The following is a 25,704-nucleotide window of genomic DNA, read 5'->3' as shown; positions in this document are numbered from 1 at the left end:
TACATCGTGGTGTACATGAACAAATGTGACCTCGTTGACGATGAAGAACTGCTTGAACTGGTTGAAATGGAATTACGTGAACTGCTCTCGAGCTACGAATTCCCTGGTGATGACACCCCGATCATCAAAGGCTCAGCACGTGCAGCTTTAGAGGGTGATACCTCACCGATGGGCGAACCGTCGATTGCTGAACTGATCAACGCCTTAGACACCTATATTCCAGAACCAGAGCGTGCGATTGATGGCGCGTTTTTGATGCCGGTGGAAGACGTATTCTCCATCTCAGGTCGTGGTACAGTTGTGACGGGTCGGATTGAACGTGGCGTGATCAAAGTCGGTGAGACGGTTGAAATCGTAGGGATTCGTCCGACCACATCCACCACTGTTACGGGCGTTGAAATGTTCCGTAAACTGCTGGATCAAGGTCAGGCGGGCGACAACGTAGGTTTATTATTACGCGGTACTAAGCGTGATGACGTGGAGCGTGGTCAAGTCCTGTGCAAGCCGGGTACGATCAAGCCGCACAACAAATTTGAAGCTGAAGTCTATGTTCTATCCAAAGAAGAAGGTGGTCGTCATACCCCATTCTTCAATGGCTATCGTCCCCAGTTCTACTTCCGTACTACGGATGTGACGGGGGCGTGTGAACTGCCGGAAGGCGTGGAAATGGTAATGCCGGGTGATAACGTGAAGATGGTCATCACCTTGATCAATCCGATTGCGATGGAAGATGGTTTACGCTTTGCGATCCGTGAAGGCGGTCGTACAGTCGGAGCCGGTGTCGTCGCTAAAATTGTTGAGTAAAATTTATGTCTGACCAAAGAATTCGTATTCGTCTGAAAGCATTTGATCATCGTTTGATTGATCGTTCAGCAATGGAAATTGTTGAAACTGCCAAGCGTACTGGAGCACGTGTTAAAGGGCCTATTCCTTTGCCGACTCGTATTGAGCGTCATACTATCCTGATTTCTCCTCATGTGAATAAGGATGCTCGTGACCAATATGAGATTCGTACTCATAAGCGCTTGATGGATATTATTGATCCTACTGACAAAACCGTTGATGCGCTGATGAAGTTGGATTTGGCGGCAGGCGTTGATGTTCAGATAAAATTGAACTGATTTGAAATAAATACTTAACGTGCGTTAATTTTACGTATATAATGCGCGGCTTTCTTCGGCTCGACATATTGTCGAGCCGAGTTTTTCTAAAGACAAGAAATTAGCAGAAGTGCTCGTCAGAGTAGTGAAGAGGTAAGCAAATGGCTATCAGTCTATTGGGTCGCAAGATCGGTATGACCCGTATTTTCGGTGAATCTGGGGATGCGGTTCCTGTCACCGTTTTAGAGATTGCGCCAAACCGTGTGTCTCAAGTCAAAACTAAAGAAAGTGATGGCTATGAAGCTATTCAGTTATCTGTAGGTGAGAAAAAAGCTTCACGTGTTAATAAAGCTCTGATTGGGCATTTTGCCAAAGCTGGTGTTCCTGTCGGAACTAAGGTACGTGAGTCTCGTGTGGATGCAGCTGCTGACTATCAGTCAGGTGCTGAATTGACCGTCACTATGTTTGAGCAAGGTCAATACGTCGATGTGGCGGGTGTTAGTAAAGGTAAGGGCTATGCCGGTACCATTAAGCGGCATAATTTCCGAGGTCAAGATGCTACCCACGGTAACTCACGTTCTCACCGTGTTCCCGGCTCTACCGGCCAAAACCAAACTCCAGGCCGTGTATTTCCGGGTAAGAAAATGGCGGGTCGGATGGGTGGCGTAAATACTAGCGTGCAGAACTTAGAAGTTATCCGTGTTGACGCTGAGCGCAATTTGTTATTAGTGAAGGGTGCAGTTCCTGGTGCTACTGGTGGTAGTGTCTCCGTGAAGCACTCCGTAAAGGCATAAGGATTTAGGTATGGAATTGCAAGTAGCAAACGGCGGCACCCTTACCGTAAATGAAGTGGTGTTTGACCGCGAATTTAATGAAGGCTTAGTGCATCAAGCAGTTGTTGCTTATTTGGCAGCAGGTCGCTCAGGGACTAAAGCTCAAAAGAATCGCTCTGATGTCAGTGGTGGTGGTCAAAAACCCTTCCGCCAAAAAGGAACAGGCCGTGCGCGTGCGGGTACGACTCGTGGTCCTTTGTGGCGTACTGGTGGTGTGACTTTTGCTGCTCGCCCACGTAGCTTTGAGCAAAAACTCAATAAGAAAATGTATCGTGCGGCAATGCGTGCGATTCTATCTGAGTTAGTGCGTCAAGAACGCTTTGTGGTAGTCGAATCGTTAAGTTTAGAAGATTCTAAAACTAAGCTAATGATCGCAAAGTTAAAAGATTTCGGTACTAACGATGTTTTGTTGGTATCTGATGTGGCTGATGTCAATGTTTTACTGGCTGCACGCAATATTCCTTATTGCGAAGTTACTTCAGTAACTGAGTTGAATCCAGTGAGCTTGGTAGGGCATGAAAAAGTTGTAATGACTCGCTCAGCGGTAGAAAAGATTCAGGAGTGGTTGGCATGAGCCAAGAACGTTTGTACAAAGTATTGTTGGCTCCGCGCATGACCGAAAAGAGCGTCGCTGCTACTGAGTCAGCTAATCAATATGTCTTCAAAGTTGTTAAAAATGCAACTAAAGAAGAGATTAAAGAGGCAGTTCAATTGTTGTTCGAGGTCTCAGTAGACCAAGTGCGGACTGTCAATGTTAAAGGTAAGCAGAAGAACTTTGGTCGTCGTGCTGGCCATCGTAGTGACTGGAAAAAAGCGTATGTACGCTTGGCTGAAGGTCAATCCCTCGATGCTTCCGCTGAATAAGGTTAAGGATTAGTCATGGCAGTCGTTAAGGCAAAACCAACATCTCCAGGGCGTCGCTTCCAGGTCCATGTTGTTAATAAGGAGTTGCACAAAGGTGCACCTTGCAAAAGCCTACTGGAGCGGAAAACCAAGAGCGGTGGTCGTAATAATCGCGGTCGTATGACTGTGCGCCACATTGGTGGTGGTCATCGTCAACATTATCGTTTGGTAGACTTCAAGCGTCGTAAGGATGAAATTCCAGGGCGGGTTGAGCATTTAGAGTACGATCCTAATCGTAGTGCTCATATAGCATTAGTGCTGTACGCGGATGGTGAACGTCGTTATATTATCGCACCAAAGAATTTATCGGCAGGTGATTCCATCATCTCTGGTCAACATGCACCTATTGCAGTGGGTAATTCTTTACCTTTGCGTAATATCCCGGTAGGTTCAGTGGTTCATTGTGTGGAAATGCGTCCGGGCAAAGGTGCTCAATTAGCACGTAGTGCCGGTGCTTCTGTCCAGTTGGTAGCTAAAGAAGGTAACTACGCTACGTTGCGGTTACGTTCTGGTGAAATGCGTAAGGTATTATCTGAGTGTCGTGCAACCATCGGTGAAGTCGGTAACTCTGAATACGGTTTGACTAAGCTGGGTAAAGCAGGTGCTAAGCGTTGGCGTGGTGTGCGTCCCACTGTGCGCGGTGTAGCGATGAACCCAGTTGACCATCCACATGGTGGTGGTGAAGGTCGTACCTCTGGTGGTCGCCATCCAGTTACACCTTGGGGCGTTCCAACCAAGGGTTATAAGACTCGTAGCAATAAACGTACTGACAAGATGATTGTCCGTCGCCGGAACAAGAAGTAAGGGGATTAAGTCGTGCCACGTTCACTAAAGAAAGGTCCTTTCGTTGACCATCATTTGATGAGTAAGGTTGAAGCTGCGGTTGCTAAGAATGATCGCAAGCCGATTAAGACTTGGTCTCGCCGCTCAATGATTCTGCCAGATATGGTTGGTTTGACGATTGCTGTGCATAACGGCAAACAACACGTACCCGTGTTAGTTAATGAAAATATGGTTGGCCACAAGTTGGGTGAGTTTGCAGCTACCCGTTCTTATCGTGGTCATGCTGCTGACAAGAAATCGAAGAAGTAAGGGGTATAAATATGGAAGTTGCAGCTCGCTTGCGCTTTGCGCGTATTTCGCCTCAGAAAGGTCGATTAGTGGCTGATCAAATTCGTGGTCTGCCAGTTGGCAAAGCCTTAGAAATTTTGACATTCAGCCCGAAAAAGGGTGCTGAGCTTATTAAGAAAGTTCTCGAATCTGCTATTGCCAATGCTGAGCATAACAATGGTGCAGATGTGGATGAGCTTTCTGTAAAAACTATTTTTGTTGACCAAGGTCCGACGATGAAGCGTATTAGTCCTCGTGCCAAAGGTCGTGCAAACCGCATTTTGAAACGTACCAGTCATATCACTGTCGCTGTTGGCGATTGAGGTCAGAGGTTAAATATGGGTCAAAAAGTACATCCAACTGGCATCCGTCTTGGCATCGCATCTGATTGGCGTTCAAAATGGTATGCAGAAGGTAAGGACTATGCTGAATTTTTACATAAGGATTTAGAAGTTCGTGCATTTTTAAAGAAGAAACTGAAAGAAGCTTCGGTTAGTCGCATTCAAATTGAGCGTCCAGCGAAGTCGGCTTTCATCACTATTCATACTGCTCGCCCTGGTATGGTGATCGGTAAGAAGGGTGAGGATATTGAGAAGTTACGTGCTGATGTTGCTAGCATCATGGGTTTGCATGTCAACAATGTGAAATTGAACATTGAAGAAATTCGTAAGCCTGAGTTAGATGCGCAATTGGTTGCAGAGAGTATTACGAGTCAGCTTGAGCGTCGGATTATGTTCCGTCGTGCGATGAAGCGTGCAGTGAGCAATGCCATGCGCTTAGGCGCCTTAGGTATTAAAGTGAGTGTGGCAGGTCGTTTGAATGGGGCTGAGATCGCACGTACCGAATGGTATCGTGAAGGCCGTGTCCCTTTACATACACTGCGTGCTGACATTGACTATGCTACTGCTGAAGCTTTAACCACTTATGGCATCATCGGTGTAAAAGTTTGGATTTTCAAGGGTGAGGTCTTTGACCTTGAACAGAAACAATCTAACTCTGGGAATGCAAATAACCAGCAGGCTAGAAAGAAGAAGTGATAGAGGTTTGAGATGTTACAGCCCAAAAGAACCAAATTCCGTAAAATGCATAAAGGCCGCAATCGCGGTCTAGCTCAAGCAGGTAATGCAGTTAGCTTCGGCGAATACGGATTAAAAGCCTTGGAGCGTGGTCGTATGACTGCGCGTCAGATTGAGTCAGCGCGTCGTGCGATTAATCGTCACGTCCGCCGTGGTGGTAAGTTGTGGATTCGTGTCTTCCCTGACAAGCCGATCAGCAAAAAGCCTTTAGAAGTCCGTATGGGTAAAGGTAAAGGTAATGTTGAATACTGGGTCGCTCTAGTTCAACCCGGCCTTGTCCTGTATGAGATGCAAGGTGTTAGTGAAGAGATGGCGCGTGAAGCTTTCCGCTTAGCAGCAGCCAAGTTACCGTTTAAAACAGCATTCGTTTCCCGTCAGGTGATGTGATGAAAGCAGTAGAATTACGTCAAAAGTCCGTTGATGAGCTCAAGTCTGAACTGACTGAAAACCTGAAAGAGCAATTTAAATTGCGTATGCAACAGGCTGCTGGCCAGTTGTCACGTCCTTCAGAAATGAAACGTGTGCGTCTCGAAATTGCACGAATTAAAACGATTCTGTCAGAAAAGAAAGTTGCAGGTAAATGATGATGAGCGAAGAAGTTAAAGTCGAACGCAGTTTGATGGGGCGCGTCATCAGCGACAAAATGGATAAATCCATCGTGGTATTGATGGAGCGTCAAGTCAAGCATCCTATTTATGGGAAGTTTATTAAGCGTTCTAAAAAGTATCATGTTCATGATGAGAATAATGAGTGCAAGGTTGGCGACACTGTGAGTTTCAAAGAGTGCCGCCCTCTGTCAAAGACCAAGCACTGGACTTTGGTTAAGGTTGTCGAGCGCGCAGCTGGCTAAGCCTAAAGACGGAGAGTAAACATGATCCAGATGCAATCAATACTGCAAATTGCAGATAACAGTGGTGCACGTCGTGTAATGTGTATCAAGGTTTTAGGTGGTTCACACCGTCGTTATGCGAATATCGGCGATGTAATTAAAGTAAGTATTAAAGACGCGATTCCACGCGGTAAAGTTAAGAAAGGTGATGTGTATAATGCAGTCATCGTTCGTACTGCTAAAGGCGTGCGTCGTAGTGATGGTTCGGTGGTTCGTTTTGATGGTAATGCAGCCGTATTACTCAACAATAAATTAGAACCTATCGGAACTCGTATCTTTGGCCCGGTAACCCGTGAATTACGTGGTGACCGCTTTATGAAGATTATCTCGCTAGCACCTGAAGTGCTTTAAGACGGCTGAGCTGACATAGAGTAGGTGAAGTGATGCAAAAGATTCGTAAAAACGATCAAGTCGTTATCATAACTGGTAAAGACAAAGGTCGCCGTGGCTCAGTGATGCAAGTTCTGGCGACCGGTAAAGTATTGGTAAAAGGTGTTAATCTGGTTAAGAAACACCAAAAACCGAACCCAACCTTAGGGGTACAAGGTGGCGTGATTGAAAAAGAAATGCCCCTTGATGCTTCTAATGTCATGTTAGTCAACCCAGCTACTGGTTCGGGTGATCGGGTTGGATTCAAGCTCCTGGAAGATGGAAAGAAAGTCCGTGTCTTTAAGTCCAACGGTGAGCGCGTAGACGCTTAATAGGTAAAATATTTCATGGCAAGGTTACAGCAATATTACCGTGAAACTGTCATTAAAGAACTGACAGAGAAACTCGGTACACAAAATGTAATGGAACTTCCTCGCATCACCAAAATTACCCTGAATATGGGGCTAGGTGAAGCTGTAGGTGATAAAAAGGTCATTGAGCACGCAGTCAATGATATGACTAAAATCGCTGGTCAAAAGCCCGTTGTTACGTTAAGCCGCAAATCTATTGCAGGGTTTAAAATTCGTGACAATTGGCCGATTGGCTGTAAAGTAACCTTGCGTCGTGAGCGCATGTATGAGTTTTTAGATCGTTTAATTAATGTATCTATTCCTCGTATCCGTGATTTCCGTGGTCTGAACCCGAAAGGTTTTGATGGCCGTGGTAACTACAACATGGGCGTTAAAGAGCAAATCATTTTCCCAGAAATTGATTACGATAAAATCGACGCTCTACGCGGTATGAATATTACCATTACCACTACTGCTAAAACTGACGAAGAGGGACGGGCTTTACTCGAAGCTTTTAAGTTCCCTTTCAGACAGTAAGAGGATACGAGATTACATGGCAAAAAAATCTATGATTGCCCGCGAAGTAAAGCGTGCAGAAATAGCAGCAAAGTACGTTGAAAAGCGTGCAGCCCTGAAAAAAATTATCGCTAGTCCAGCCAGCTCTTTAGACGAAGTATTGGCGGCTAGTACTGAACTTCAAAAATTACCACGCGATAGCAGTACAGTGCGTAAGCAACGTCGTTGTAATGTAACCGGCCGCCCACATGGGGTTTATCGTAAATTCGGCTTATGCCGTAACAAATTACGTGAAGCTGCTATGCGTGGTGATGTGCCGGGTTTAACTAAGGCCAGCTGGTAAAAGGAGAGAAATATCATGAGTATGAGTGATCCTATTGCCGATATGCTGACCCGTATTCGTAATGGTCAAAGTGCGAGTAAAGCAACAGTCTCTTTCCCTGCTTCTAAGCAAAAGAAAGCGATTTTAGAGGTTTTACTCAACGAAGGTTATATCCTTGGTTATGAGGTAGATGACAATGCTGGTAAGCCAGTGACTACTGTCAAGCTGAAATACTTCCAAGGTAAACCAGTGATTAGCCGGATTGCACGCACTAGCCGTCCCGGGCTGCGCGTGTTTCGCGGTAAAGATGAACTGCCTAAGGTCATGGGTGGTTATGGTGTGGCTATCGTTTCGACCTCTGCGGGTGTCATGAGTGATCGTGCAGCGCGGGCAATAGGTCAAGGTGGCGAAGTCATCTGTGTGGTTGAGTAAGGTAGGCAGATTCTCATGTCACGTATTGCGAAAAGAGGCCTAACAATACCTACGGGTGTTGAGGTCAAGATTGACGGGCAGCGTCTGAATGTCAAGGGCTCTAAAGGTTCATTAGAACTAGATGTCCATGCAGATGTAGAGGTTACCCAAGATAATAACGTATTAAGCTTTCGCCCTCGCGCTGAAGGTGCTTGGGCTTTAGCGGGTACAACTTCCGCTTTAACTAACAGTATGGTTAAAGGTGTCAGTGAAGGTTTCGAAAAGAAACTACAACTGGTTGGTGTTGGTTATCGTGCACAAGCTCAAGGTAATAAGTTAAATCTGTCTTTAGGTTTTTCTCATCCAGTGGTTTACGAAGTACCTGCTGGCATTACAGTAGAAACCCCAAGTCAGACTGACATTATCATCCGTGGCGTTGACAAACAGAAAGTGGGTCAAGTTGCTGCTGAAGTGCGTGCTTACCGTCCACCTGAACCTTACAAAGGTAAGGGTGTGAAATACGTTGATGAATTCATCATCCGTAAAGAAGCCAAGAAGAAGTAAGGTGGCATAGCATGGAAAAGAAACTGAGTCGTATTCGTCGTAGCAAACCAGCACGCAGCAAAATGCGTGAATTACGAGCTACACGTTTATGTGTACATCGTACACCACGTCATATCTATGCACAGATCATTGCTCCTGAAGGGGATAAGGTGATCGCCAGTGCTTCGAGTTTAGAGAAAGATGTACGTGGTTCGTTAGAGTATACCGGTAATGTGGATGCTGCAGCGGTCGTTGGCAAATTAGTTGCTGAGCGCGCACGTGCACAAGGTGTTGAGGCGGTTGCCTTTGATCGTTCCGGTTTTAAATATCACGGTCGTATCAAAGCTTTAGCTGATGCTGCTCGTGAAGCTGGCTTGAAATTCTAAGGGTAAGTCTTATGGCAAAGGTAGAAAATACAACAGCGTCAACAGACGGCCTGCAAGAAAAGTTGGTTCATGTTAACCGCGTTTCTAAAGTAGTAAAGGGTGGTCGTATCTTCAGTTTTACTGCCTTAACGGTAGTTGGTGATGGTAATGGTCGCGTTGGTTTTGGTTATGGTAAAGCACGTGAAGTGCCAGCTGCGATTCAAAAAGCGATGGAGCAAGCTCGTAAGAGTATGGTTAATGTCGCTTTAGTTGATGGTACGTTACAGTATCCAATCAAATATTCCTCTGGTGCTGCCACTGTGTTTATGCAACCTGCTTCTGAAGGTACGGGTGTTATCGCCGGTGGTGCGATGCGTGCGGTACTTGAGGTGGCTGGGGTGAAAAATGTTCTGTCTAAGTGTATTGGTACACGGAATGCAGGCAACGTAATCCGCGCTACGATTGGCGGTTTAGCTTCTATGCATGCTCCAGAAATGATTGCAGCTAAGCGTGGCAAAACCGTTGAAGAGATCAAAGGATAAGCCATGTCAGAAGTTAAAAAAGTTAAGTTGACGCTAGTGCGTAGCATTAGTGGTCGTTTGAAAAGCCATCAGCAATGTGCTAGCGGCTTAGGCATTCGTCGTATGAATCGCACGGTAGAAGTCATTGATACCCCCGAAAATCGTGGCATGATCAATAAGATTTCTTACCTGCTTAAGGTTGAGGAAGCTTAAGATGAAACTGAATACCTTACAACCAGCCTCTGGTAGCCGTCCTGCACGTACTCGTGTTGGTCGTGGTATTGGTTCAGGCTTAGGTAAAACCGCAGGTCGTGGTCATAAAGGTCAAAAGTCACGGGCGGGCGGCTTCCACAAAGTGGGTTTTGAAGGCGGTCAAATGCCTTTGCAACGTCGTTTACCCAAAATGGGCTTTATCTCTCGGATTGGTGCACGTACTGCTGAAGTACGTTTAGACGAGTTAGCTAAAGTCGAAGCTGATGTGATTAGCCTAGCTTCTTTAAAGGCGGCTAATGTCATTCCAGCACGTACTTTACAAGCCAAGATTATTTTGTCTGGTAAAGTCGAAAAGGCTTTCACTATTCAAGGTGTCGGCGTAACTAAAGGTGCTAAATCAGCGATTGAAGCCGTAGGCGGCAAAATCGAGGAATAATTACTAAAAATGGCAAAGTCACCTGCTTCAACCAGTTCCTTTGCAGGATTTGGAAACATAGCTGAAGTGCGTCAGCGGCTCTTTTTTGTGCTGCTGGCTTTGATTGTTTATCGTATTGGTACTTTCATTCCTGTACCGGGAGTCAATCCACTGGCCATGTCTCAATTTTTTGAGCAAAACAGTGGAACCATTCTTGGTGTCTTCAATATGTTTTCTGGCGGCGCTTTGGAGCGGTTAAGCGTGTTCGCTTTAGGCGTTATGCCTTATATCTCTGCATCTATCATTATTCAATTAATGGCTACCGTAGTGCCCTCATTGGAGCAGTTAAAGAAAGAAGGTGAAACAGGGCGGCGTAAACTTACACAGTACACGCGATATGGCACAGTAGCTTTGGCTTTATTCCAAAGTTTAGGGGTAGCTATTGCTTTAGGTGGTCAAGAGATTGGTGGTGGTCAAACGATTGCGATTAATCCGGGTTATGGTTTTATCCTAACCACAGTGATTACTTTAGTGACAGGTACTTTATTCCTGATGTGGCTCGGTGAACAAATTACTGAGCGTGGTATTGGTAATGGTATTTCACTGATTATCTTCGCCGGTATTGTAGCGGGTTTGCCGGCTGCTGTCGGTGGTACTTTAGAGTTAGTGAATACGGGTGAGTTGTCACCGTTTTTTGTGATTTTGCTGATGGTTTTAGTAGTTGTCGTGACTGCTTTTGTCATCTTTGTTGAGCGTGGTCAGCGGCGAATTACGGTGAACTATGCTAATCGCCAACAAGGCCGCAAGATGTACGCAGGTCAATCGAGCCATTTGCCTTTGAAGCTAAATATGGCAGGGGTAATTCCACCCATTTTTGCTTCAAGTATTATTTTGTTCCCAGCGACTTTAGGCCACTGGTTTAGTGGTACTGATGGTACAGGGATCATTCAAAATTTTGTCAATATGCTACAGCCCGGACAACCTTTGTATGTGTTGTTCTATGCGATGGCTATTGTGTTTTTCTGCTTCTTCTATACAGCCCTAGTGTTTAACTCACGTGAGACTGCGGATAATTTAAAGAAAGCGGGTGCTTTTATTCCGGGTATCCGTCCGGGTGAGCAAACTTCAAAGTATATTGATGGTGTAATGACACGCTTAACGGCAGTCGGTGCGATTTATATTACTTTAGTCTGTTTGTTACCCGAGTTCTTGATCTTAGGTTGGAATGTACCGTTCTATTTTGGTGGTACTTCGTTGTTAATCATCGTGGTCGTGGTAATGGATTTCTTATCTCAATTACAGGCGCACATGATGTCGCATCAGTACGAAGGTCTGATGAAGAAAGCCAATTTCAAAACGCAAACTCGTCCCGGCACAGTGCGTTAATTGATTAGTTAAGAGGTTGTCATGAAGGTTAGAGCGTCTGTAAAAAAATTATGCCGTAACTGCCGTATTATTCGTCGCAGTGGTGTAGTACGTGTAATCTGCTCGTCTGATCCGCGTCATAAGCAACGTCAGGGTTAAAAACAGATTGTTCTTACTCTCGTTAGGGTAAGGACCGTAAATGACCTCTGCCTCGGCAGGGGTTATTTGTTGATAAATAGTAAAAGTTTCGGCATAATCGCCGACTTTTCCGAGAATCTGGAGAACATTTTTAATGGCTCGTATTGCGGGTATTAATCTTCCTGTAAATAAACATGCAGTTATTGGTTTAACTGCTATTTACGGAATTGGGCGTCCGCGCGCTCAAGACATTTGTAAAGCGGCTGGCATCACGCCGCAAACTAAGATTCGTGACTTGAGCGAAGAAGAACTTGAAAAAGTTCGTGCTGAAGTTGCTAAGTTCCTGGTTGAAGGTGACTTGCGTCGTGAAATTTCCATGAACATCAAACGTTTAATGGATATGGGCTGCTATCGTGGCGTCCGTCATAGACGTGGTTTGCCAGTACGTGGACAACGTAGCAAAACTAATGCTCGCACCCGTAAAGGGCCGCGCCGTCCAATCCGTAAGTGATCAGGTTACAGGATAGTTAAGTCATGGCAAAACAGCCAACCAAAAAGAGCGCTGCGAATGCACGCGCTAAGAAGATTAAAAAGACGGTTACTGATGGTGTTGCACACATCTTCGCGTCTTTTAACAATACTATTGTTACTATTACCGACCGTCAAGGTAATGCCTTAGCATGGGCGACTGCAGGTGGTTCAGGTTTTCGTGGCTCACGTAAAAGCACGCCATTCGCAGCGCAAGTTGCCGCTGAGCGTGCGGGTACTGCTGCTAAAGAATATGGCCTGAAAAATCTGGACGTTGAAGTGAAAGGTCCAGGTCCTGGTCGTGAATCTGCAGTGCGTGCCTTAAATAATGTAGGCTACAAAATTACCAACATTACGGATGTAACACCCATTCCTCATAATGGTTGCCGTCCGCCTAAGAAGCGTCGTGTGTAACGGGAGCAGTTAACAATGGCAAGATATATTGGACCGACCTGTAAACTGAGCAGACGCGAAGGTACAGATCTGTATCTCAAGAGCCGAGGTGTGTCTCTTGAGAAAAAATGTAAGTTAGATAAAAAGCCGGGGCAACATGGTGAAGGCCGTGGTCGTCTATCTGACTACGGTGTTCAGTTACGTGAAAAGCAAAAAGTACGTCGTATTTACGGCATTCTTGAGCGTCAATTCAGTAACTACTTTAAGAAAGCGGCTCAACAAAAAGGCTCTACGGGTGAGAACCTCTTGCGCTTACTTGAAGGCCGTTTGGATAATGTCGTTTATCGGATGGGTTTCGGTGCAACTCGTGCTGAATCACGTCAATTGGTAAGCCATAAAGCAGTTTTAGTGAATGGCAAAGTCGTTAATATCGCTTCTTATCAAGTGAAAGCAGGCGATTTAATTTCAGTACGTGAAAAGGCTAAAAAGCAAGTTCGTGTGCAAGATTCAATTAAAGTTGCTGAGCAGTTAGGTTTCCCGTCGTGGGTGGATGTTAACGTGAAGGAATTGCAGGGAACTTATAAGTCTGCGCCTGATCGTGCAGATCTACCAGCTGAAATTAATGAGTCACTGATTGTTGAATTGTACTCTAAGTAATTTTCAACCGACTCGTCAACGATTACAGGGACTAGCATGACCTCAAAAACGATTGATTTACTGAAACCACGTAATGTCCAGGTTCAGGAGTTGGGGCTAAATACATCCCGTATCACTCTAGAGCCATTGGAGCGCGGTTTTGGACACACGCTGGGCAATGCCCTGCGGCGTATTCTGTTGTCCTCGATTCCGGGCAGTGCAATTACGGAAGTCCAAATTGCGGGTGTTGTGCATGAGTACACAACGATTGAAGGTGTGCAGGAAGACGTCGTTGAAATCCTGCTCAATCTGAAAAAGTTAGCTGTGCGCTTGAACTCACGTGATGAAGCGACTTTAACACTGAAGAAAAAAGGCAAAGGTCCGGTGACTGCTGCTGACATTGAATTGGATCATGATGTCGAGATTATTGATCCTCATTATGTCATTGCGCATATCACTAAAGATGAGGTTGAGTTGGAAATTAATCTGACCATTACGAGTGGTCGTGGTTATCAACCTGCTTCGATTCGGCGTGGGCCAGATTCTCCAGAGTTACCTTTAGGCACTTTGGTCTTAGATGCTAGCTACAGCCCTATTTTACGTGTTGCCTATAATGTAGACAGCGCGCGGGTTGAGCAACGCACCGATATGGACAAGCTCATTGTTGAGATTGAAACCGATGGCTCGATTGATGCGGAAAACGCATTAAGCATGGCTGCGCAGATTCTGCAGCAGCAATTGGCCGTTTTCTTTGATCTGCATATTGAAGAGCCGATTCGTCATATCGACAATCAGCCTGAGGTTGATCCGGTATTGTTGCGTCCGGTGGATGATTTAGAACTTACAGTGCGTTCTGCTAACTGCTTGAAAGCCGAGAATTTATTCTATATCGGTGATTTAGTGCAGCGCACAGAAACTGAACTATTAAAGACGCCAAACTTAGGTAAGAAGTCTTTAACGGAAATTAAGGATGTGTTGGCTTCTCATGGTTTAACTCTGGGAACTAAGCTGGATAATTGGCCGCCTGCTGGTCTCGATCACAAAGATAGTAAAGTAGGTTAACTGCCTCGTTAACCTAGCGCCTGAAGGATTTTAAAATGCGTCATCGTAAAACTGGTCGTCAATTAAGCCGTAACAGCAGCCATCGTAAAGCTCTGTTACAGAGCCTGACCAACTCATTGTTACGCCACGAAGCGATTAAAACTACTCTGCCCAAAGCAAAAGAATTACGCCGTGTTGCAGAGCCTTTAATCACTCGCTCTAAAGAAGACTCGGTGCATAACCGCCGGATTGCTTTTGCACGTTTACGTGATGAAGCGGTTGTCGCGAAGTTATTCACTGAGTTAGGCCCACGTTATCAACAACGTCCGGGCGGCTATTTACGGATTATTAAGTGCGGTTTCCGTGCGGGTGATAATGCGCCAATGGCTTATGTCTCTTTAGTGGATGGTGCTGGCGAAGCTCAAGTTGCTGAATAAGCCTTAGGCTCAAACGCTAAAAATAAAAAGCCGGTTTAATAACCGGCTTTTTTCTTGCAAGCTATTTGTTCTGTATCATTGACAGAGCGACCCAGCCTACTAGACTTAAGCACTTTCTAATCAAGGATACGGCTATTATGAGTACTGAAACCGAAGTGATTACCGCTGAAAGTTCACGCAAGACCGCGCGGATTTTCTATTTCGGGAATATCCTTGCGGTACTGATCCCTTTTCCGTTTTTTATTCTTTGGTTTGGCGCTTCCATGTTTGTTTATGCGATGTTCCGCCATCATCCTAATCCACGAGTCGGTTATTACACACAAATAGCTGCCTATCATTACTATGGTTTAGCGGGCTTGTTAGTACCGATATTAACCTTTGCGCCCGGTGATTTTTTTGTTAAATATTGGCTGCATTTGTGGATAGTTTGTGCAGCTGTGATTATTCCGCTAGCTATTGTGCAGATTCTGAAGATCAATAAAGAGCAGTGGCAGGATGTTAAAATTGAAAAGTGAGGTTTGAGTGTGACTGAATTACGCCATGATTGGAAGCTGGAAGAGATTCAAGCTTTATTTGCCTTGCCTTTCAATGATTTGATGTTCAAAGCTCATCAAATTCATCGCCAACACTTTATCGTGAATCAAGTGCAAATTAGTACGCTCCTCAGTATTAAAACGGGTGCTTGCCCTGAGGATTGTAGTTATTGCTCGCAAAGTGCACGGTACGATACCGATTTGCAAACTGAGCGTTTGATGCCCTTAGATGAAGTGATTAATGCAGCAAAAGCCGCTCAAGCTAATGGTGCAACCCGCTTTTGTATGGGGGCTGCTTGGCGTAATCCCACTGACAAAAATTTAGAGCGGGTGATCGACATGGTTAGTTCGGTGAAAAATTTAGGGATGGAAACCTGTGTCACTTTAGGGATGCTGACTGATCGCCAAGCACAACGCTTAAAGCAGGCAGGCTTGGATTACTATAATCATAATCTGGACACTTCACCGGAGTTTTACGGTCAGGTCATTACGACCCGTAGCTATCAAGATCGCTTGGATACGCTAGACTATGTACGTAATGCAGGCATTAATGTGTGTAGTGGTGGTATCTTAGGGATGGGTGAGACTGAACGGGATCGTGCACGACTGTTGCAGCAATTAGCCAACATGGCGCAACATCCTGAATCGGTGCCGATCAATGATTTAGTGCGGATTGAAGGCACGCCCTTAGCCGCGAATGATAAATTAGACCCCTTGGATTTTATTCGGACGATTGCGGTGGCACGAATTATGATGCCAAAGTCTTATGTGCGCCTATCTGCAGGGCGTACCGAAATGAGTGATGAAACCCAAGCATGGTGCTTTTTTGCGGGTGCGAACTCGATGTTTTATGGTGATCGCTTGTTGACAACGGATAATCCAGACGAGAACCATGATATGCAACTGTTTGCGCGTTTGGGTATTCAACCCGAGGCAGCTACTAGTAGGGGATAAAGTTAAGGTTTAGCGGCTACTCACTCGTGTTGCCCTGTTTGATTGTTGAAGTCTTATCAGATTCAACAGAAAAGCGTGACCGAACTGAGTTAAGCCTTGCAGAGATTTATGCAGGTGTTTTTACAGCTTGAGTTCGAAAGGGTTTGAGGCTGAGCTGGCTAGTCTTTAGAATAGAGTGTTTTGACTAATGCGGTTAAAAGTAAGTAATGCGTTATCCCCAAACCTTTGATGTGATTGTAATCGGTGGCGGCCATGCTGGTACCGAGGCAGCCTTAGCAGCAGCTCGTATGGGGCAACGCACACTTTTACTCACCCATAATATCGAAACCATAGGGCAAATGAGCTGCAATCCTGCGATTGGTGGGATTGGTAAAGGTCATTTAGTCAAAGAAGTCGATGCCCTCGGTGGGGCGATGGCACATGCGGCGGATCGGGGCGGGATTCAATTTCGTATCCTCAATTCCAGTAAAGGCCCTGCCGTGCGGGCAACTCGCGCTCAAGCGGATCGCGTGCGGTATAAAGCTGCGATTCGGACTATGGTTGAGAACCAGCCTAATCTACAAATTTTCCAGCAAGCGGCGGATGATTTAATCATTGAAGGTGAGCGTGTTGCGGGTGTGGTCACGCAAATGGGGGTGAGCTTTAGTGCTCGTGCAGTGGTACTGACGACGGGTACTTTCTTAGGTGGCAAGATTCATATCGGTTTGGAGAACCATTCCGGTGGGCGCGCAGGTGATCCACCCTCAATCGCTTTGGCACAACGGCTGCGTGAATTGCCTTTTCGGGTAGACCGCCTAAAAACCGGTACTCCACCCCGTATTGATGCGCGCACGATTGATTTCTCTAAGTTGCAAGCCCAACCGGGGGATACACCCACTCCAGTATTTTCTTTCTTAGGGAAAGCGGAAGAGCATCCCCCTCAAATTCCTTGTTATATCACTTATACGAATACACTTACCCACGACATCATTCGTGGCGGTTTAGATCGTTCGCCCATGTATACTGGGGTGATTGAAGGGATTGGTCCGCGCTATTGCCCCTCAATTGAAGATAAGGTGGTGCGCTTTGCTGATAAAGACCGACACCAAATTTTCCTTGAGCCAGAAGGCTTGGATACTCACGAAATTTATCCGAACGGAATCTCCACCAGTCTGCCGTTTGATGTGCAATACGCTTTAGTACGCTCAATGGAGGGCATGGAAAAGGCCCATATTGTGCGCCCCGGCTATGCGATTGAATATGATTTTTTTGACCCACGTGATTTAAAACCGAGTTTAGAAACTAAGCTGATTCAAGGCTTATTCTTTGCAGGCCAAATCAATGGCACAACAGGCTATGAAGAGGCCGCCGCTCAAGGTTTATTGGCAGGCATGAATGCAGGTTTATATGTGCAAGAGCGTGAAGCTTGGTATCCATTGCGTGATCAAGCCTATTTAGGTGTATTGGTGGATGATTTGATCACCTTGGGTACGAAAGAACCGTACCGAATGTTTACCAGCCGAGCCGAGCACCGTTTGCTGCTTCGTGAAGATAATGCAGATTTGCGTTTAACCGAACAAGGGCGTGCCTTAGGTTTAATCGATGATGAACGTTGGGCTGCTTTTTGCATCAAGCGGGAAGCGATTGAGCGTGAACAACAGCGCTTGCGTACCACGGTTTTACAGCCGAGTCATTTGAGTGCTGAAGAGGCGCAGCGCGTCTTTGGTGATGCCTTGGCTCGTGATTATAAGTTATATGATTTACTGCGTCGCCCCAATGTGAGCTATGCGAATTTGACCAGTTTGGAGTCGGTAGGAACGACGGTGACTGATCCGGCGGTGGCTGAGCAGGTCGAAATTCAATGTAAATACGCAGGCTATATTGAGCGGCAACAGGATGAGATTGATAAGCAACGTCGCCATGAAGAAACGCGCTTGCCGGTTGATTTTGATTATAACAAAGTCAGTGGCCTCTCCAATGAAGTGCGTCAAAAATTAATCGCGCAACGCCCAACCAGCCTTGGGCAAGCTTCACGGATTCCGGGGGTGACACCCGCCGCCATTTCCTTATTGTTAGTGCATTTGAAAAAGCAGTCTTTAGCTGCCTTGCGTGAGAGTGCTTGATGGCAATAAGTTGGTCGGGTGTTCCGGCTGAGTTAGGCTTAGTGCTGAATACTCAGCAGGATCAGCAATTACAGCAGTATATTGAGCTGCTGCTGCGTTGGAATAAGGTTTATAATCTCACAGCGGTGCGTGACCCTGAGCAAATCCTGCCCTTACATCTTTGGGATAGCCTGAGTGTTGTCCCCTTTATTGAAGCAGAGCCTTGCTTAGATGTCGGAAGTGGTGCAGGTTTGCCGGGCATCCCGTTAGCAATTATGCGCCCCACCCAGCAATTCACTTTGCTCGATACCAACGGTAAAAAAACTCGCTTCATCCAACAGGCTGCATTAGAGCTAGGCTTGACTAATATTCAAGTGGTACAAGTACGAGTTGAACAGTGGCAGCCAAAACAAAAGTTTGCGGCCATTATTAGTCGAGCTTTTGCCTCGTTAGCTGATTTTGTTACTGTCAGCGGCCAGCATTTGCAGGCAGCGGGTCGGCTTTATGCTATGAAAGGGCGGTATCCTGATACAGAAATTGCCGAACTACCCCGAGGCTGGAGTTTAGCCTCGAGTCATCCATTAAGCGTCCCCGGCTTAAATGCTGAGCGCCATTTACTAGAACTTACCCGTACTGCTTAGGCAGTGCTTGACTGAGATAAGCATGAGCAAGGTAATTGCAGTTGCCAATCAAAAAGGTGGGGTTGGCAAAACCACGACCAGTGTAAACTTAGCCGCTTCGTTAGCAGCCATGCAGCGTAAGGTCTTGCTAATTGATATGGACCCACAAGGAAATGCAACCACAGGGATGGGCTTGGAAAAGCATAATCAGCTGGTTTCGCTGAATGAGGTACTGCTCAATCAAGCGCAGATTCATGAAGTGATTCAATTTATTCCTGAGTTAAAGCTGAGTATGTTGCCCGGTACACCCGATTTAACTGTCGCTGAAGTCGAGTTAATGCGACAAGATCGACGTGAGTATCGTTTACGTGAGGTGCTTGAGCCTTTACGCGAGCAATTCGAATTTATTTTCATCGACTGTCCACCGTCGTTAAATATGCTGACAGTGAATGCCTTGGTGGCGGCGGATAGTGTGCTTATTCCCATGCAATGTGAATATTTTGCTTTAGAGGGTTTAAGTGCGTTAGTGAATACCATTGATGAAATTCAAAATTCCGCCAATACGGAGCTGACGATTATGGGGCTAGTGCGTACCATGTTTGATCCACGCAGTAATCTCGCCCGCGATGTATCCGATCAACTGCAAAGCCATTTTAAGGATAAAGTCTATAATACCTCGATTCCACGTAATGTCCGCTTAGCTGAAGCGCCTAGTCATGGTTTACCCGTCTTAGAATATGATAAAAACTCGCGGGGGGCTTTAGCCTATTTAGCTTTAGCGGCGGAGATGTTACGGCGTAACGGTGCCAGTATGCCGCAAGAGGCTGCCTCATGGTAAAGAAGCCGGGCTTAGGGCGGGGCTTAGATGTGCTGTTAAGTTCAGCCCGTAAATCGACTCCACCAGAAGATGAAGTGGTGTTACTGAAGCTCCCTGTTGAGCACATTCAGCCGGGTATTTATCAACCCCGCAGTCAAATGGATGCCCAAGCCTTACAAGAGTTAGCGGATTCGATTAAAGCTCAAGGCTTGGTACAACCGGTAGTGGTCAGGCGTTTGACTCTAGGGGGTTATGAGTTAATTGCTGGAGAACGGCGTTGGCGTGCTGCTCAATTAGCAGGCTTAACTGTGATTCCAGCGGTGATCCGCGAGATTCCTGATCAAGCTGCCGCCGCGATGTCGCTGATTGAGAATATTCAGCGCGAAGATCTCAATTCCTTAGAAGAGGCATTAGCTTTGCGGCGTTTAATTGATGAATTCGGTTTAACGCATCAGCAAACCGCAGAGGCCGTCGGACGCTCGCGGGCGGCTATCACTAATTTATTACGTTTATTAGAACTTAGCCCAGAAGTAAAGCAGCTGTTAGAGCAGCGTCGTTTAGACATGGGGCATGCCCGTGCTTTATTAAGCCTTGCACAAGAGCATTTACAAATTCAGGTGGCACATAAGGTTGTGCAGCGCCAATTATCCGTGCGTGAAACAGAGCGCTTAGTCAAAAATCTGCTTGAAGGCAAGCCCGCTCGCAAAGAGTCAGTGATTTCGGTGGATATTCAGCGCTTAGAACAGCAGTTAGCTGAACAATTAGGCGCGAAAGTTGCTATTCGCTATAATAAGCGTGGACGCGGTACGATGGTGATTGAATACAATAATCTAGATGAATTAGATGGAATTTTGAGCCATCTACGGCCTGTAGATGAGGTGTAGACGACGAATAGACTGAGCTGACTCACCATTGGACTCTTTTTTTAAACTCTATTCGATTAATCCTTGAAGCGAGCTTTGAATATCTGCATAATGTGCGGCTTAGTTTTAGATCGGTTTTGCGGAGAAGACCCTTGCCTAATATAAAGTCAGCGAAAAAGCGCGTTCGTCAGGATGAAAAGCGCCGTATGCATAATAAACACCTGCGTTCACGCATGCGCACTTCTGTTAAGGGCGTTCTGAATGCAATTGCTGCAGGTGATCGTGAAGCTGCGTTAGCAGCCTATCAAGCTGCAGTACCAGTGATTGATTCAACAGCGGATAAAGGCATTATTCATAAGAATAAAGCGGCACGCTTCAAAAGTCGCTTGAATGCTCACATTCGTGCGCTGCAGGCACCGGTCGCTGCTTAAGCTAGCGCTGGTGTGTAGCAACCAGTTCCTAGGCCGGTTTGGAAACAAACCGGCCTTTTCGTATTGAGATTCTCATGTTGAAAGTCGGTTTGACAGGCGGGATAGGCTGTGGCAAAAGTACTGCAGTTACGCTATTTCGTGGTTTAGGTGTGCCGATTGTCGATGCGGACCAGATTGCACGCGAAGTCGTCCAACCCGGTGAGCCAGCCTTATTACAGGTGGCTAAGGTGTTCGGTGCGGCAGTGCTCACCGCTGAGGGTGAGTTAAATCGTGGATGGCTGCGAGAATTTATTTTTAAAGAACCGAAGGCGCGGACTCAACTAGAAGCTATCTTGCATCCTATTATTCATAAGCGAATTGGACAAGCGATGCAGGTTGCGTTTGAATCAGGGGCGGCTTATGTGTTGGTTGATGTACCCTTGCTAGTCGAACAGGGTTATCAAACGCTATTTGATCGGATTGTGGTGGTCGATTGCTTACCGCATCAGCAGCTTGAGCGGGTGAGAGCAAGGGATCAGACGGCTGATAGCCAAACCCAGCAAATTATGCAAATACAGGCATCACGTGATTTAAGGCTGCAAGCGGCCAGTGATCTATTAGATAATACTTCGACCCAAGCCGTACTGGAATTCCAAGTCAACCAACTTCATAAGAAATTTCTCGGTCTCTCCAGTAGTTAATTTGCCGTTTAGGCAGGTTTATTTTAGTATTTAACGTTAATCTTATTGAGTTAGGCCTTATGACCATCTACGAACAACCGCTCAATGAAAAGATCAGGCTTTTCCTGCGGCTTGAGTTTTTGGTTAAGCGCTTTCGCTATCATCTAGTGCAAGCGGATCAGGCGGATACTTTAGCCGCTTTAGATATTCTCTTGGATTTGTATAATCTATCCGCTCGGATTGATATTAAAAGTGATGTGATCAAGGAATTAGATCGCGTTGCCCAATCAGTACGGCGTGATTTCGATGTTCAAAATCAACAAGATCAAACCCTCGAAGCCCTCAATCAGCATGCTAATGAGCTGTACCATTTACGCGGAGCTTTAGGTCAACACTTACGCTCACACATTTTTTTCAGTAGTTTAAGGCAACGTACTTCTTTGCCCGGTGGTATGAATGGGGTCGATATTCCGCTTTTGAATCAATGGCAAGAGCAAGAGGCACAAGTGCGAGTTGCCGATTTAGTGAGTTGGGGTCAACCTTTTGTCATTGCATCCGATGCGATTTCCTATATTCTGAATCTCATGCGCACTTATTGTGATGGCGAAGAATACACCGCCCGTGATGGCTTTTTTCAAATGTCTTTGGGTTTAACCAAGGCCTATCAGTTATTACAATTAGAGTTGCCTGCGAATAAAAATATTTACCCAGAAATCAGTTCGGGCAAGCAGCGCTTTTCTCTGCGGTTTGTGGAGGTGGACATGCTGTCAGAGCGTGGGAAGCAATTGCCGGAAGATGTCACCTTCCGTCTGAAGTTATGCGCGTTTTAAAGGATCAAATGATGGATGAACAGACTCGCTTAGAAATAGAGGCAGCGGCTTGGCGTAAATTAGTTGGACACTTCCAAAAACGCACGGATGTGCAAAATATTGATTTAATGAATCTGGCCGGGTTTTGCCGTAATTGCATGTCAAAATGGTATCAGGGCGCTGCCAACGAACGCGGAGTAGCTTTGGATTATGAGCAGGCGCGTGAGCTTATTTATGGCATGCCTTATACTGAATTTAAAGATCGTTACCAACAAGTAGCAAGCCCTGAGCAATTGGCTGCTTATGCTGCAGTCCGTCCCGAACAAAAAACGGAATAAGGGTTGCAGTGTGATTTATGGCAAAAAAAGAAACGACTAAGCCAGATTTCGAACAGTCTTTGCAAGAGCTAGAAGCACTCGTGCTAAGAATGGAGAGTGGTGATCTTTCTTTAGAAGCTTCCCTCAAAGAGTTTGAGCGGGGCGTACAATTGACTCGCCAATGTCAAGCAGAACTCACGGCTGCTGAGCAACGGATCAAACTGTTGGCAGCGGATGGTACACACACTGAGTTTAAAGAAGATAAGGCGCAGTGATGGTGATTAGTCCTGCTTTGCAAGCGTATCAAACCCGTATCGAGGCCGTTTTAGAGCGGGTCTTGCCCTCGGTTGAAATCTTGCCTCAGCGTTTGCATACGGCGATGCGCTATTCGGTGTTGAATGGTGGTAAGCGTATGCGCCCTTTGCTGGTTTATGCAACGGGTGAAACTTTGGGCTTAGCCCCAGAAATTTTAGATTTTCCAGCTGCAGCCATTGAACTGATTCATGTGTATTCGCTGATTCATGATGATTTGCCCGCGATGGATGATGATGATTTGCGGCGTGGTAAGCCTAGTTGTCATTGTGCCTATGATGAAGCGACGGCTATTCTAGCAGGCGATGCGCTACAAGCTTTGGCCTTTCAATTGCTGACTCAAGCCGATGAACCCATCTCGGCTCAGCAACGTCTACGCATGATTCAGCAGCTGAGTATCGCTTCCGGTTCACGCGGCATGGTGGGTGGGCAAGCGATTGATTTAGCGGCAGTTGGTCAAGCCCTAACTGAGCTTGAGCTTGAGCAAATGCATATCCATAAAACTGGGGCTTTAATTCGTAGTTCAGTCCTGTTAGCGGCTTATGCTGCACCGGCTTTAGTTGAGCGGCAGCTGATACAACTGGATCATTATGCCAAGTGTTTAGGCTTAGCGTTTCAAGTTCAAGATGACATCTTAGATATAGAAAGCGATACTCAGACTTTGGGTAAGACACGTGGTGCTGATGCGGCAGCTGGCAAACCGACTTATCCTTCAGTGATGGGAATGAGTGCGGCTAAGCGCAAATTAGATGAATTATATTTAGAAGCAGTCGCTGCTTTAGAGGGGTTGAATGCCCCTTTATTATTGGAAATCGCTGAGTTTACCGTTAAACGGGTGCGGTAAGTGTTAGCCAACCCTTACTGCTAGTAAAATTATTCGTATTGAGTGAGGTCGCGCATGCTTGAATCTATCCAGTCGCCAGCTGATTTGCGCCGTTTGGAAGCGGATGCCTTGCCTGATCTCTGTCAAGAAATTCGTGATTTTCTTCTCAGCAGTGTTTCGACAGGTGGTGGGCACTTTTCGTCTAATCTAGGTACAGTTGAACTTACGGTTGCCCTGCATTATGTCTTTAATACCCCGCAAGATCGCCTCGTTTGGGATGTTGGGCATCAAGCCTATGCGCATAAAATTCTGACGGGTCGCCGCGAGTTAATGCATAGCATTCGCCAAGCCGAGGGTTTGGCGGGTTTTCCTAAACGCAGTGAAAGCCCTTACGATACCTTTGGGGTGGGGCATTCGAGTACTTCGATTGCAGCGGCATTAGGGATGGCATTAGCCGCTAAGCAAAAAGGCGAAGCTTGGCAAGCGATTGCTGTGATTGGCGATGGGGCAATGACAGCGGGTATGGCTTATGAAGCGCTCAATCATGCAGGTGATTTGGATGCGGATTTGTTGGTCGTTCTGAATGATAACGAAATGTCGATTTCACCGAATGTGGGTGCCTTACGTAAATATCTGACGCGGTTACTCTCAGGGCGTATGTATTCGAGCATGCGCGAGAATGGCAAGAAAGTCTTATCCAGTAGTAAATCGCTTTCCAAACTTGCCAAGCTCACGGAAGAGCATATGAAGGGCATGGTGCTACCCGGTACTTTGTTCGAGGAAATGGGCTTTAAATATTATGGCCCGATTGATGGGCATGATGTGAGTGAGATGGTCAGCGTGATGCGCAATCTCAGTCAGATTAAAGGCCCACGCTTGCTACATGTGATCACGCAAAAGGGCAAGGGTTATGAGCCAGCTGAAGATGATCCTTGTACTTATCACGGGGTTACACCGTTTAATTTAAAAACAGGCTTGGTGGCAGGTAAAAAAGCGGCAACGCCCACTTATACCGAAGTGTTCGGGGCTTGGTTATGTGATATGGCGGCTCTTGATCAGCGTTTGGTAGCGATTACCCCTGCGATGCGTGAAGGCTCGGGTTTAGTCAAATTTGCAGAGCAATATCCCGAGCGTTATTTTGATGTGGGGATTGCTGAGCAGCATGCCGTCACCTTGGCGGCTGGTTTAGCCTGCGAGGGTATGAAGCCGGTGGTGGCGATTTATTCAACTTTCTTGCAACGTGCTTATGATCAGTTGATCCATGATGTGGCCATTCAGAATTTACCGGTGGTGTTTGCGATTGATCGTGCGGGTTTAGTGGGCGCGGATGGCCCGACACATTCGGGGAATTATGATCTGTCTTATTTGCGCTGTATCCCGAATATGTTGGTGATGACGCCCGCCCATGAAGATGAGTGTCGGCAAATGCTATTTACCGCTTTCCAGCAAAAAGGACCCTGTGCGGTACGTTATCCACGAGGTAAAGGCATTGGCGTGTTACCCGAAAAAACAATGCAGGCTTTAGCCATTGGTAAAGGCGAGTTATTGCGTGAAGGGCACTCAGGCATTGCTATTTTATTATTTGGTTCTTTACTGGCTGAGGCTCAGCAGGCTGCAGATAGTTTAGATGCGAGCTTGGTGAATATGCGGTTTGTTAAACCCTTAGATGAAAGCCTGATCCAGACAATGGTAAAAAGCCATACGCTACTGGTGACCTTAGAGGACAATGCGGTGCAAGGTGGGGCAGGTAGTGCAGTCAATGAGTATTTGACTCGGGCGGGCCTTACCGTGCGGGTACTGAATCTAGGCATTCCCGATACTTATATTGAGCATGCCTTGCGTGAACAGCAATTGGTTGCTTGTGAATTGGATGCGGCCAGTTTAATACGTCGTATTCGTGCTAGCTATGCGCCTAAACCAGAGGTTCAACCTAAGCTGATGGCTGTACCCCGTCAAGTAGCGCATTAACTGGCTATTTCGGCGGAAGTTGCCTCAAAAAAATGCTGCCGAT

42 protein-coding genes are annotated in these 25,704 nt (G+C 46.3%); all 42 read left to right on the top strand.

Features of this window, described 5'->3' with window-relative positions; translation table 11 throughout:
- Positions 1–804, top strand: an 804-nt coding sequence (locus B5D50_RS17450) for an elongation factor Tu (RefSeq protein WP_078923943.1), incomplete at its 5' end; no start/stop codon positions are given.
- 5 nt (positions 805–809) lie between these two features.
- Positions 810–1,121, top strand: a complete 312-nt coding sequence (rpsJ, locus tag B5D50_RS17445; RefSeq protein ID WP_078923938.1) for a 30S ribosomal protein S10 — start codon at positions 810–812, stop codon at positions 1,119–1,121.
- A 140-nt stretch (positions 1,122–1,261) separates the two neighbouring features.
- Positions 1,262–1,894 (top strand): 50S ribosomal protein L3, encoded by a 633-nt coding sequence (rplC, locus tag B5D50_RS17440; RefSeq protein ID WP_078923937.1) that lies wholly within the window; start codon positions 1,262–1,264, stop codon positions 1,892–1,894.
- 10 nt (positions 1,895–1,904) lie between these two features.
- Positions 1,905–2,507, top strand: a complete 603-nt coding sequence (gene rplD, locus B5D50_RS17435; RefSeq protein ID WP_078923936.1) for a 50S ribosomal protein L4 — start codon at positions 1,905–1,907, stop codon at positions 2,505–2,507.
- A complete protein-coding gene (gene rplW / locus B5D50_RS17430; RefSeq protein WP_078923935.1) occupies positions 2,504–2,797 on the top strand; it encodes a 50S ribosomal protein L23 in 294 nt (97 codons plus the stop codon). The genes rplD and rplW overlap by 4 nt, the downstream gene beginning before the upstream one ends.
- Positions 2,798–2,812: 15 nt before the next feature.
- Complete coding sequence (rplB, locus tag B5D50_RS17425) at positions 2,813–3,640, top strand: 50S ribosomal protein L2 (protein ID WP_078923934.1); 828 nt, start codon at positions 2,813–2,815, stop codon at positions 3,638–3,640.
- 12 nt (positions 3,641–3,652) lie between these two features.
- Entirely contained in the window at positions 3,653–3,928 is a 276-nt protein-coding gene (gene rpsS / locus B5D50_RS17420) for a 30S ribosomal protein S19 (protein ID WP_078923933.1), read from the top strand.
- A gap of 11 nt (positions 3,929–3,939) precedes the next feature.
- On the top strand, positions 3,940–4,269 hold the full coding sequence (gene rplV, locus B5D50_RS17415) for a 50S ribosomal protein L22 (protein WP_078923932.1): 330 nt from the start codon (positions 3,940–3,942) through the stop codon (positions 4,267–4,269).
- A gap of 15 nt (positions 4,270–4,284) precedes the next feature.
- The gene (rpsC, locus tag B5D50_RS17410) at positions 4,285–4,983 is read left to right on the top strand and encodes a 30S ribosomal protein S3 (protein ID WP_078923931.1); all 699 of its coding nucleotides are present in this window, start codon (positions 4,285–4,287) and stop codon (positions 4,981–4,983) included.
- Positions 4,984–4,995: 12 nt separating this feature from the next.
- Positions 4,996–5,409, top strand: a complete 414-nt coding sequence (rplP, locus tag B5D50_RS17405) for a 50S ribosomal protein L16 (protein WP_078923930.1) — start codon at positions 4,996–4,998, stop codon at positions 5,407–5,409.
- Complete coding sequence (gene rpmC, locus B5D50_RS17400; RefSeq protein WP_078923929.1) at positions 5,409–5,606, top strand: 50S ribosomal protein L29; 198 nt, start codon at positions 5,409–5,411, stop codon at positions 5,604–5,606. Before rplP ends, rpmC begins: the two co-directional genes overlap by 1 nt.
- Before the next feature lie 2 nt (positions 5,607–5,608).
- The gene (rpsQ, locus tag B5D50_RS17395) at positions 5,609–5,872 is read left to right on the top strand and encodes a 30S ribosomal protein S17 (RefSeq protein WP_078923928.1); all 264 of its coding nucleotides are present in this window, start codon (positions 5,609–5,611) and stop codon (positions 5,870–5,872) included.
- Between the two features lie 21 nt (positions 5,873–5,893).
- A complete protein-coding gene (gene rplN / locus B5D50_RS17390; protein ID WP_078923927.1) occupies positions 5,894–6,262 on the top strand; it encodes a 50S ribosomal protein L14 in 369 nt (122 codons plus the stop codon).
- A 32-nt stretch (positions 6,263–6,294) separates the two neighbouring features.
- Positions 6,295–6,612 carry a 50S ribosomal protein L24 gene (gene rplX / locus B5D50_RS17385; protein WP_078923926.1) on the top strand — a complete coding sequence of 106 codons (318 nt, stop codon included), beginning with the start codon at positions 6,295–6,297 and terminating at the stop codon, positions 6,610–6,612.
- Between the two features lie 15 nt (positions 6,613–6,627).
- Entirely contained in the window at positions 6,628–7,167 is a 540-nt protein-coding gene (rplE, locus tag B5D50_RS17380) for a 50S ribosomal protein L5 (RefSeq protein WP_078923925.1), read from the top strand.
- A gap of 16 nt (positions 7,168–7,183) precedes the next feature.
- Complete coding sequence (gene rpsN, locus B5D50_RS17375; RefSeq protein ID WP_078923924.1) at positions 7,184–7,489, top strand: 30S ribosomal protein S14; 306 nt, start codon at positions 7,184–7,186, stop codon at positions 7,487–7,489.
- A 15-nt stretch (positions 7,490–7,504) separates the two neighbouring features.
- Entirely contained in the window at positions 7,505–7,900 is a 396-nt protein-coding gene (gene rpsH / locus B5D50_RS17370) for a 30S ribosomal protein S8 (RefSeq protein WP_078923923.1), read from the top strand.
- Positions 7,901–7,915: 15 nt separating this feature from the next.
- On the top strand, positions 7,916–8,443 hold the full coding sequence (rplF, locus tag B5D50_RS17365; protein WP_078923922.1) for a 50S ribosomal protein L6: 528 nt from the start codon (positions 7,916–7,918) through the stop codon (positions 8,441–8,443).
- A gap of 11 nt (positions 8,444–8,454) precedes the next feature.
- Positions 8,455–8,808 carry a 50S ribosomal protein L18 gene (gene rplR, locus B5D50_RS17360; RefSeq protein WP_078923921.1) on the top strand — a complete coding sequence of 118 codons (354 nt, stop codon included), beginning with the start codon at positions 8,455–8,457 and terminating at the stop codon, positions 8,806–8,808.
- An 11-nt stretch (positions 8,809–8,819) separates the two neighbouring features.
- Positions 8,820–9,329, top strand: a complete 510-nt coding sequence (gene rpsE / locus B5D50_RS17355) for a 30S ribosomal protein S5 (RefSeq protein WP_078923920.1) — start codon at positions 8,820–8,822, stop codon at positions 9,327–9,329.
- Between the two features lie 3 nt (positions 9,330–9,332).
- The gene (rpmD, locus tag B5D50_RS17350) at positions 9,333–9,521 is read left to right on the top strand and encodes a 50S ribosomal protein L30 (RefSeq protein WP_078923919.1); all 189 of its coding nucleotides are present in this window, start codon (positions 9,333–9,335) and stop codon (positions 9,519–9,521) included.
- A gap of 1 nt (position 9,522) precedes the next feature.
- The gene (rplO, locus tag B5D50_RS17345) at positions 9,523–9,957 is read left to right on the top strand and encodes a 50S ribosomal protein L15 (protein ID WP_078923918.1); all 435 of its coding nucleotides are present in this window, start codon (positions 9,523–9,525) and stop codon (positions 9,955–9,957) included.
- Positions 9,958–9,966: 9 nt separating this feature from the next.
- Complete coding sequence (gene secY, locus B5D50_RS17340) at positions 9,967–11,322, top strand: preprotein translocase subunit SecY (protein WP_078923917.1); 1,356 nt, start codon at positions 9,967–9,969, stop codon at positions 11,320–11,322.
- 21 nt (positions 11,323–11,343) lie between these two features.
- Entirely contained in the window at positions 11,344–11,460 is a 117-nt protein-coding gene (gene rpmJ / locus B5D50_RS17335; protein WP_078923916.1) for a 50S ribosomal protein L36, read from the top strand.
- A 133-nt stretch (positions 11,461–11,593) separates the two neighbouring features.
- Entirely contained in the window at positions 11,594–11,950 is a 357-nt protein-coding gene (gene rpsM, locus B5D50_RS17330; protein ID WP_078923915.1) for a 30S ribosomal protein S13, read from the top strand.
- A 23-nt stretch (positions 11,951–11,973) separates the two neighbouring features.
- Complete coding sequence (gene rpsK, locus B5D50_RS17325) at positions 11,974–12,381, top strand: 30S ribosomal protein S11 (protein ID WP_078923914.1); 408 nt, start codon at positions 11,974–11,976, stop codon at positions 12,379–12,381.
- Between the two features lie 15 nt (positions 12,382–12,396).
- Entirely contained in the window at positions 12,397–13,017 is a 621-nt protein-coding gene (gene rpsD / locus B5D50_RS17320; RefSeq protein ID WP_078923913.1) for a 30S ribosomal protein S4, read from the top strand.
- A 36-nt stretch (positions 13,018–13,053) separates the two neighbouring features.
- Positions 13,054–14,058 carry a DNA-directed RNA polymerase subunit alpha gene (locus tag B5D50_RS17315; RefSeq protein ID WP_078923912.1) on the top strand — a complete coding sequence of 335 codons (1,005 nt, stop codon included), beginning with the start codon at positions 13,054–13,056 and terminating at the stop codon, positions 14,056–14,058.
- 35 nt (positions 14,059–14,093) lie between these two features.
- The gene (rplQ, locus tag B5D50_RS17310) at positions 14,094–14,474 is read left to right on the top strand and encodes a 50S ribosomal protein L17 (RefSeq protein WP_078923911.1); all 381 of its coding nucleotides are present in this window, start codon (positions 14,094–14,096) and stop codon (positions 14,472–14,474) included.
- A 137-nt stretch (positions 14,475–14,611) separates the two neighbouring features.
- Positions 14,612–14,989, top strand: coding sequence for a hypothetical protein (locus tag B5D50_RS17305; protein WP_078923910.1), 378 nt, complete (start codon positions 14,612–14,614; stop codon positions 14,987–14,989).
- Positions 14,990–14,998: 9 nt separating this feature from the next.
- Positions 14,999–15,961, top strand: a complete 963-nt coding sequence (bioB, locus tag B5D50_RS17300; protein ID WP_078923909.1) for a biotin synthase BioB — start codon at positions 14,999–15,001, stop codon at positions 15,959–15,961.
- A 206-nt stretch (positions 15,962–16,167) separates the two neighbouring features.
- Positions 16,168–18,063 carry a tRNA uridine-5-carboxymethylaminomethyl(34) synthesis enzyme MnmG gene (gene mnmG, locus B5D50_RS17295; RefSeq protein ID WP_078923908.1) on the top strand — a complete coding sequence of 632 codons (1,896 nt, stop codon included), beginning with the start codon at positions 16,168–16,170 and terminating at the stop codon, positions 18,061–18,063.
- On the top strand, positions 18,063–18,683 hold the full coding sequence (gene rsmG, locus B5D50_RS17290; protein ID WP_078923907.1) for a 16S rRNA (guanine(527)-N(7))-methyltransferase RsmG: 621 nt from the start codon (positions 18,063–18,065) through the stop codon (positions 18,681–18,683). The genes mnmG and rsmG overlap by 1 nt, the downstream gene beginning before the upstream one ends.
- Before the next feature lie 22 nt (positions 18,684–18,705).
- Positions 18,706–19,500, top strand: a complete 795-nt coding sequence (locus B5D50_RS17285) for a ParA family protein (RefSeq protein WP_078923906.1) — start codon at positions 18,706–18,708, stop codon at positions 19,498–19,500.
- Positions 19,494–20,363, top strand: coding sequence for a ParB/RepB/Spo0J family partition protein (locus B5D50_RS17280; protein ID WP_078923905.1), 870 nt, complete (start codon positions 19,494–19,496; stop codon positions 20,361–20,363). Before B5D50_RS17285 ends, B5D50_RS17280 begins: the two co-directional genes overlap by 7 nt.
- A 131-nt stretch (positions 20,364–20,494) precedes the next feature.
- Entirely contained in the window at positions 20,495–20,773 is a 279-nt protein-coding gene (rpsT, locus tag B5D50_RS17275) for a 30S ribosomal protein S20 (protein ID WP_078923904.1), read from the top strand.
- A 74-nt stretch (positions 20,774–20,847) separates the two neighbouring features.
- Positions 20,848–21,453, top strand: a complete 606-nt coding sequence (coaE, locus tag B5D50_RS17270; protein WP_078923903.1) for a dephospho-CoA kinase — start codon at positions 20,848–20,850, stop codon at positions 21,451–21,453.
- A gap of 59 nt (positions 21,454–21,512) precedes the next feature.
- A complete protein-coding gene (gene zapD / locus B5D50_RS17265) occupies positions 21,513–22,262 on the top strand; it encodes a cell division protein ZapD (RefSeq protein WP_078923902.1) in 750 nt (249 codons plus the stop codon).
- 11 nt (positions 22,263–22,273) lie between these two features.
- Positions 22,274–22,579 carry a DUF1244 domain-containing protein gene (locus B5D50_RS17260; RefSeq protein ID WP_078923942.1) on the top strand — a complete coding sequence of 102 codons (306 nt, stop codon included), beginning with the start codon at positions 22,274–22,276 and terminating at the stop codon, positions 22,577–22,579.
- A 17-nt stretch (positions 22,580–22,596) separates the two neighbouring features.
- On the top strand, positions 22,597–22,833 hold the full coding sequence (locus B5D50_RS17255; RefSeq protein WP_078923901.1) for an exodeoxyribonuclease VII small subunit: 237 nt from the start codon (positions 22,597–22,599) through the stop codon (positions 22,831–22,833).
- Positions 22,833–23,714, top strand: a complete 882-nt coding sequence (gene ispA / locus B5D50_RS17250; protein WP_200807131.1) for a (2E,6E)-farnesyl diphosphate synthase — start codon at positions 22,833–22,835, stop codon at positions 23,712–23,714. Before B5D50_RS17255 ends, ispA begins: the two co-directional genes overlap by 1 nt.
- Before the next feature lie 54 nt (positions 23,715–23,768).
- Entirely contained in the window at positions 23,769–25,661 is a 1,893-nt protein-coding gene (gene dxs, locus B5D50_RS17245) for a 1-deoxy-D-xylulose-5-phosphate synthase (RefSeq protein WP_078923900.1), read from the top strand.
- The last annotated feature ends 43 nt before the right edge of the window (positions 25,662–25,704 follow it).

The sequence above is a fragment of the Thiothrix eikelboomii genome (genome assembly GCF_900167255.1).
In the GTDB taxonomy this organism is placed as follows: domain Bacteria; phylum Pseudomonadota; class Gammaproteobacteria; order Thiotrichales; family Thiotrichaceae; genus Thiolinea; species Thiolinea eikelboomii.
Note: the sequence above shows the minus strand (reverse complement) of the source record. Positions and strands in the feature narration are given on the sequence as shown.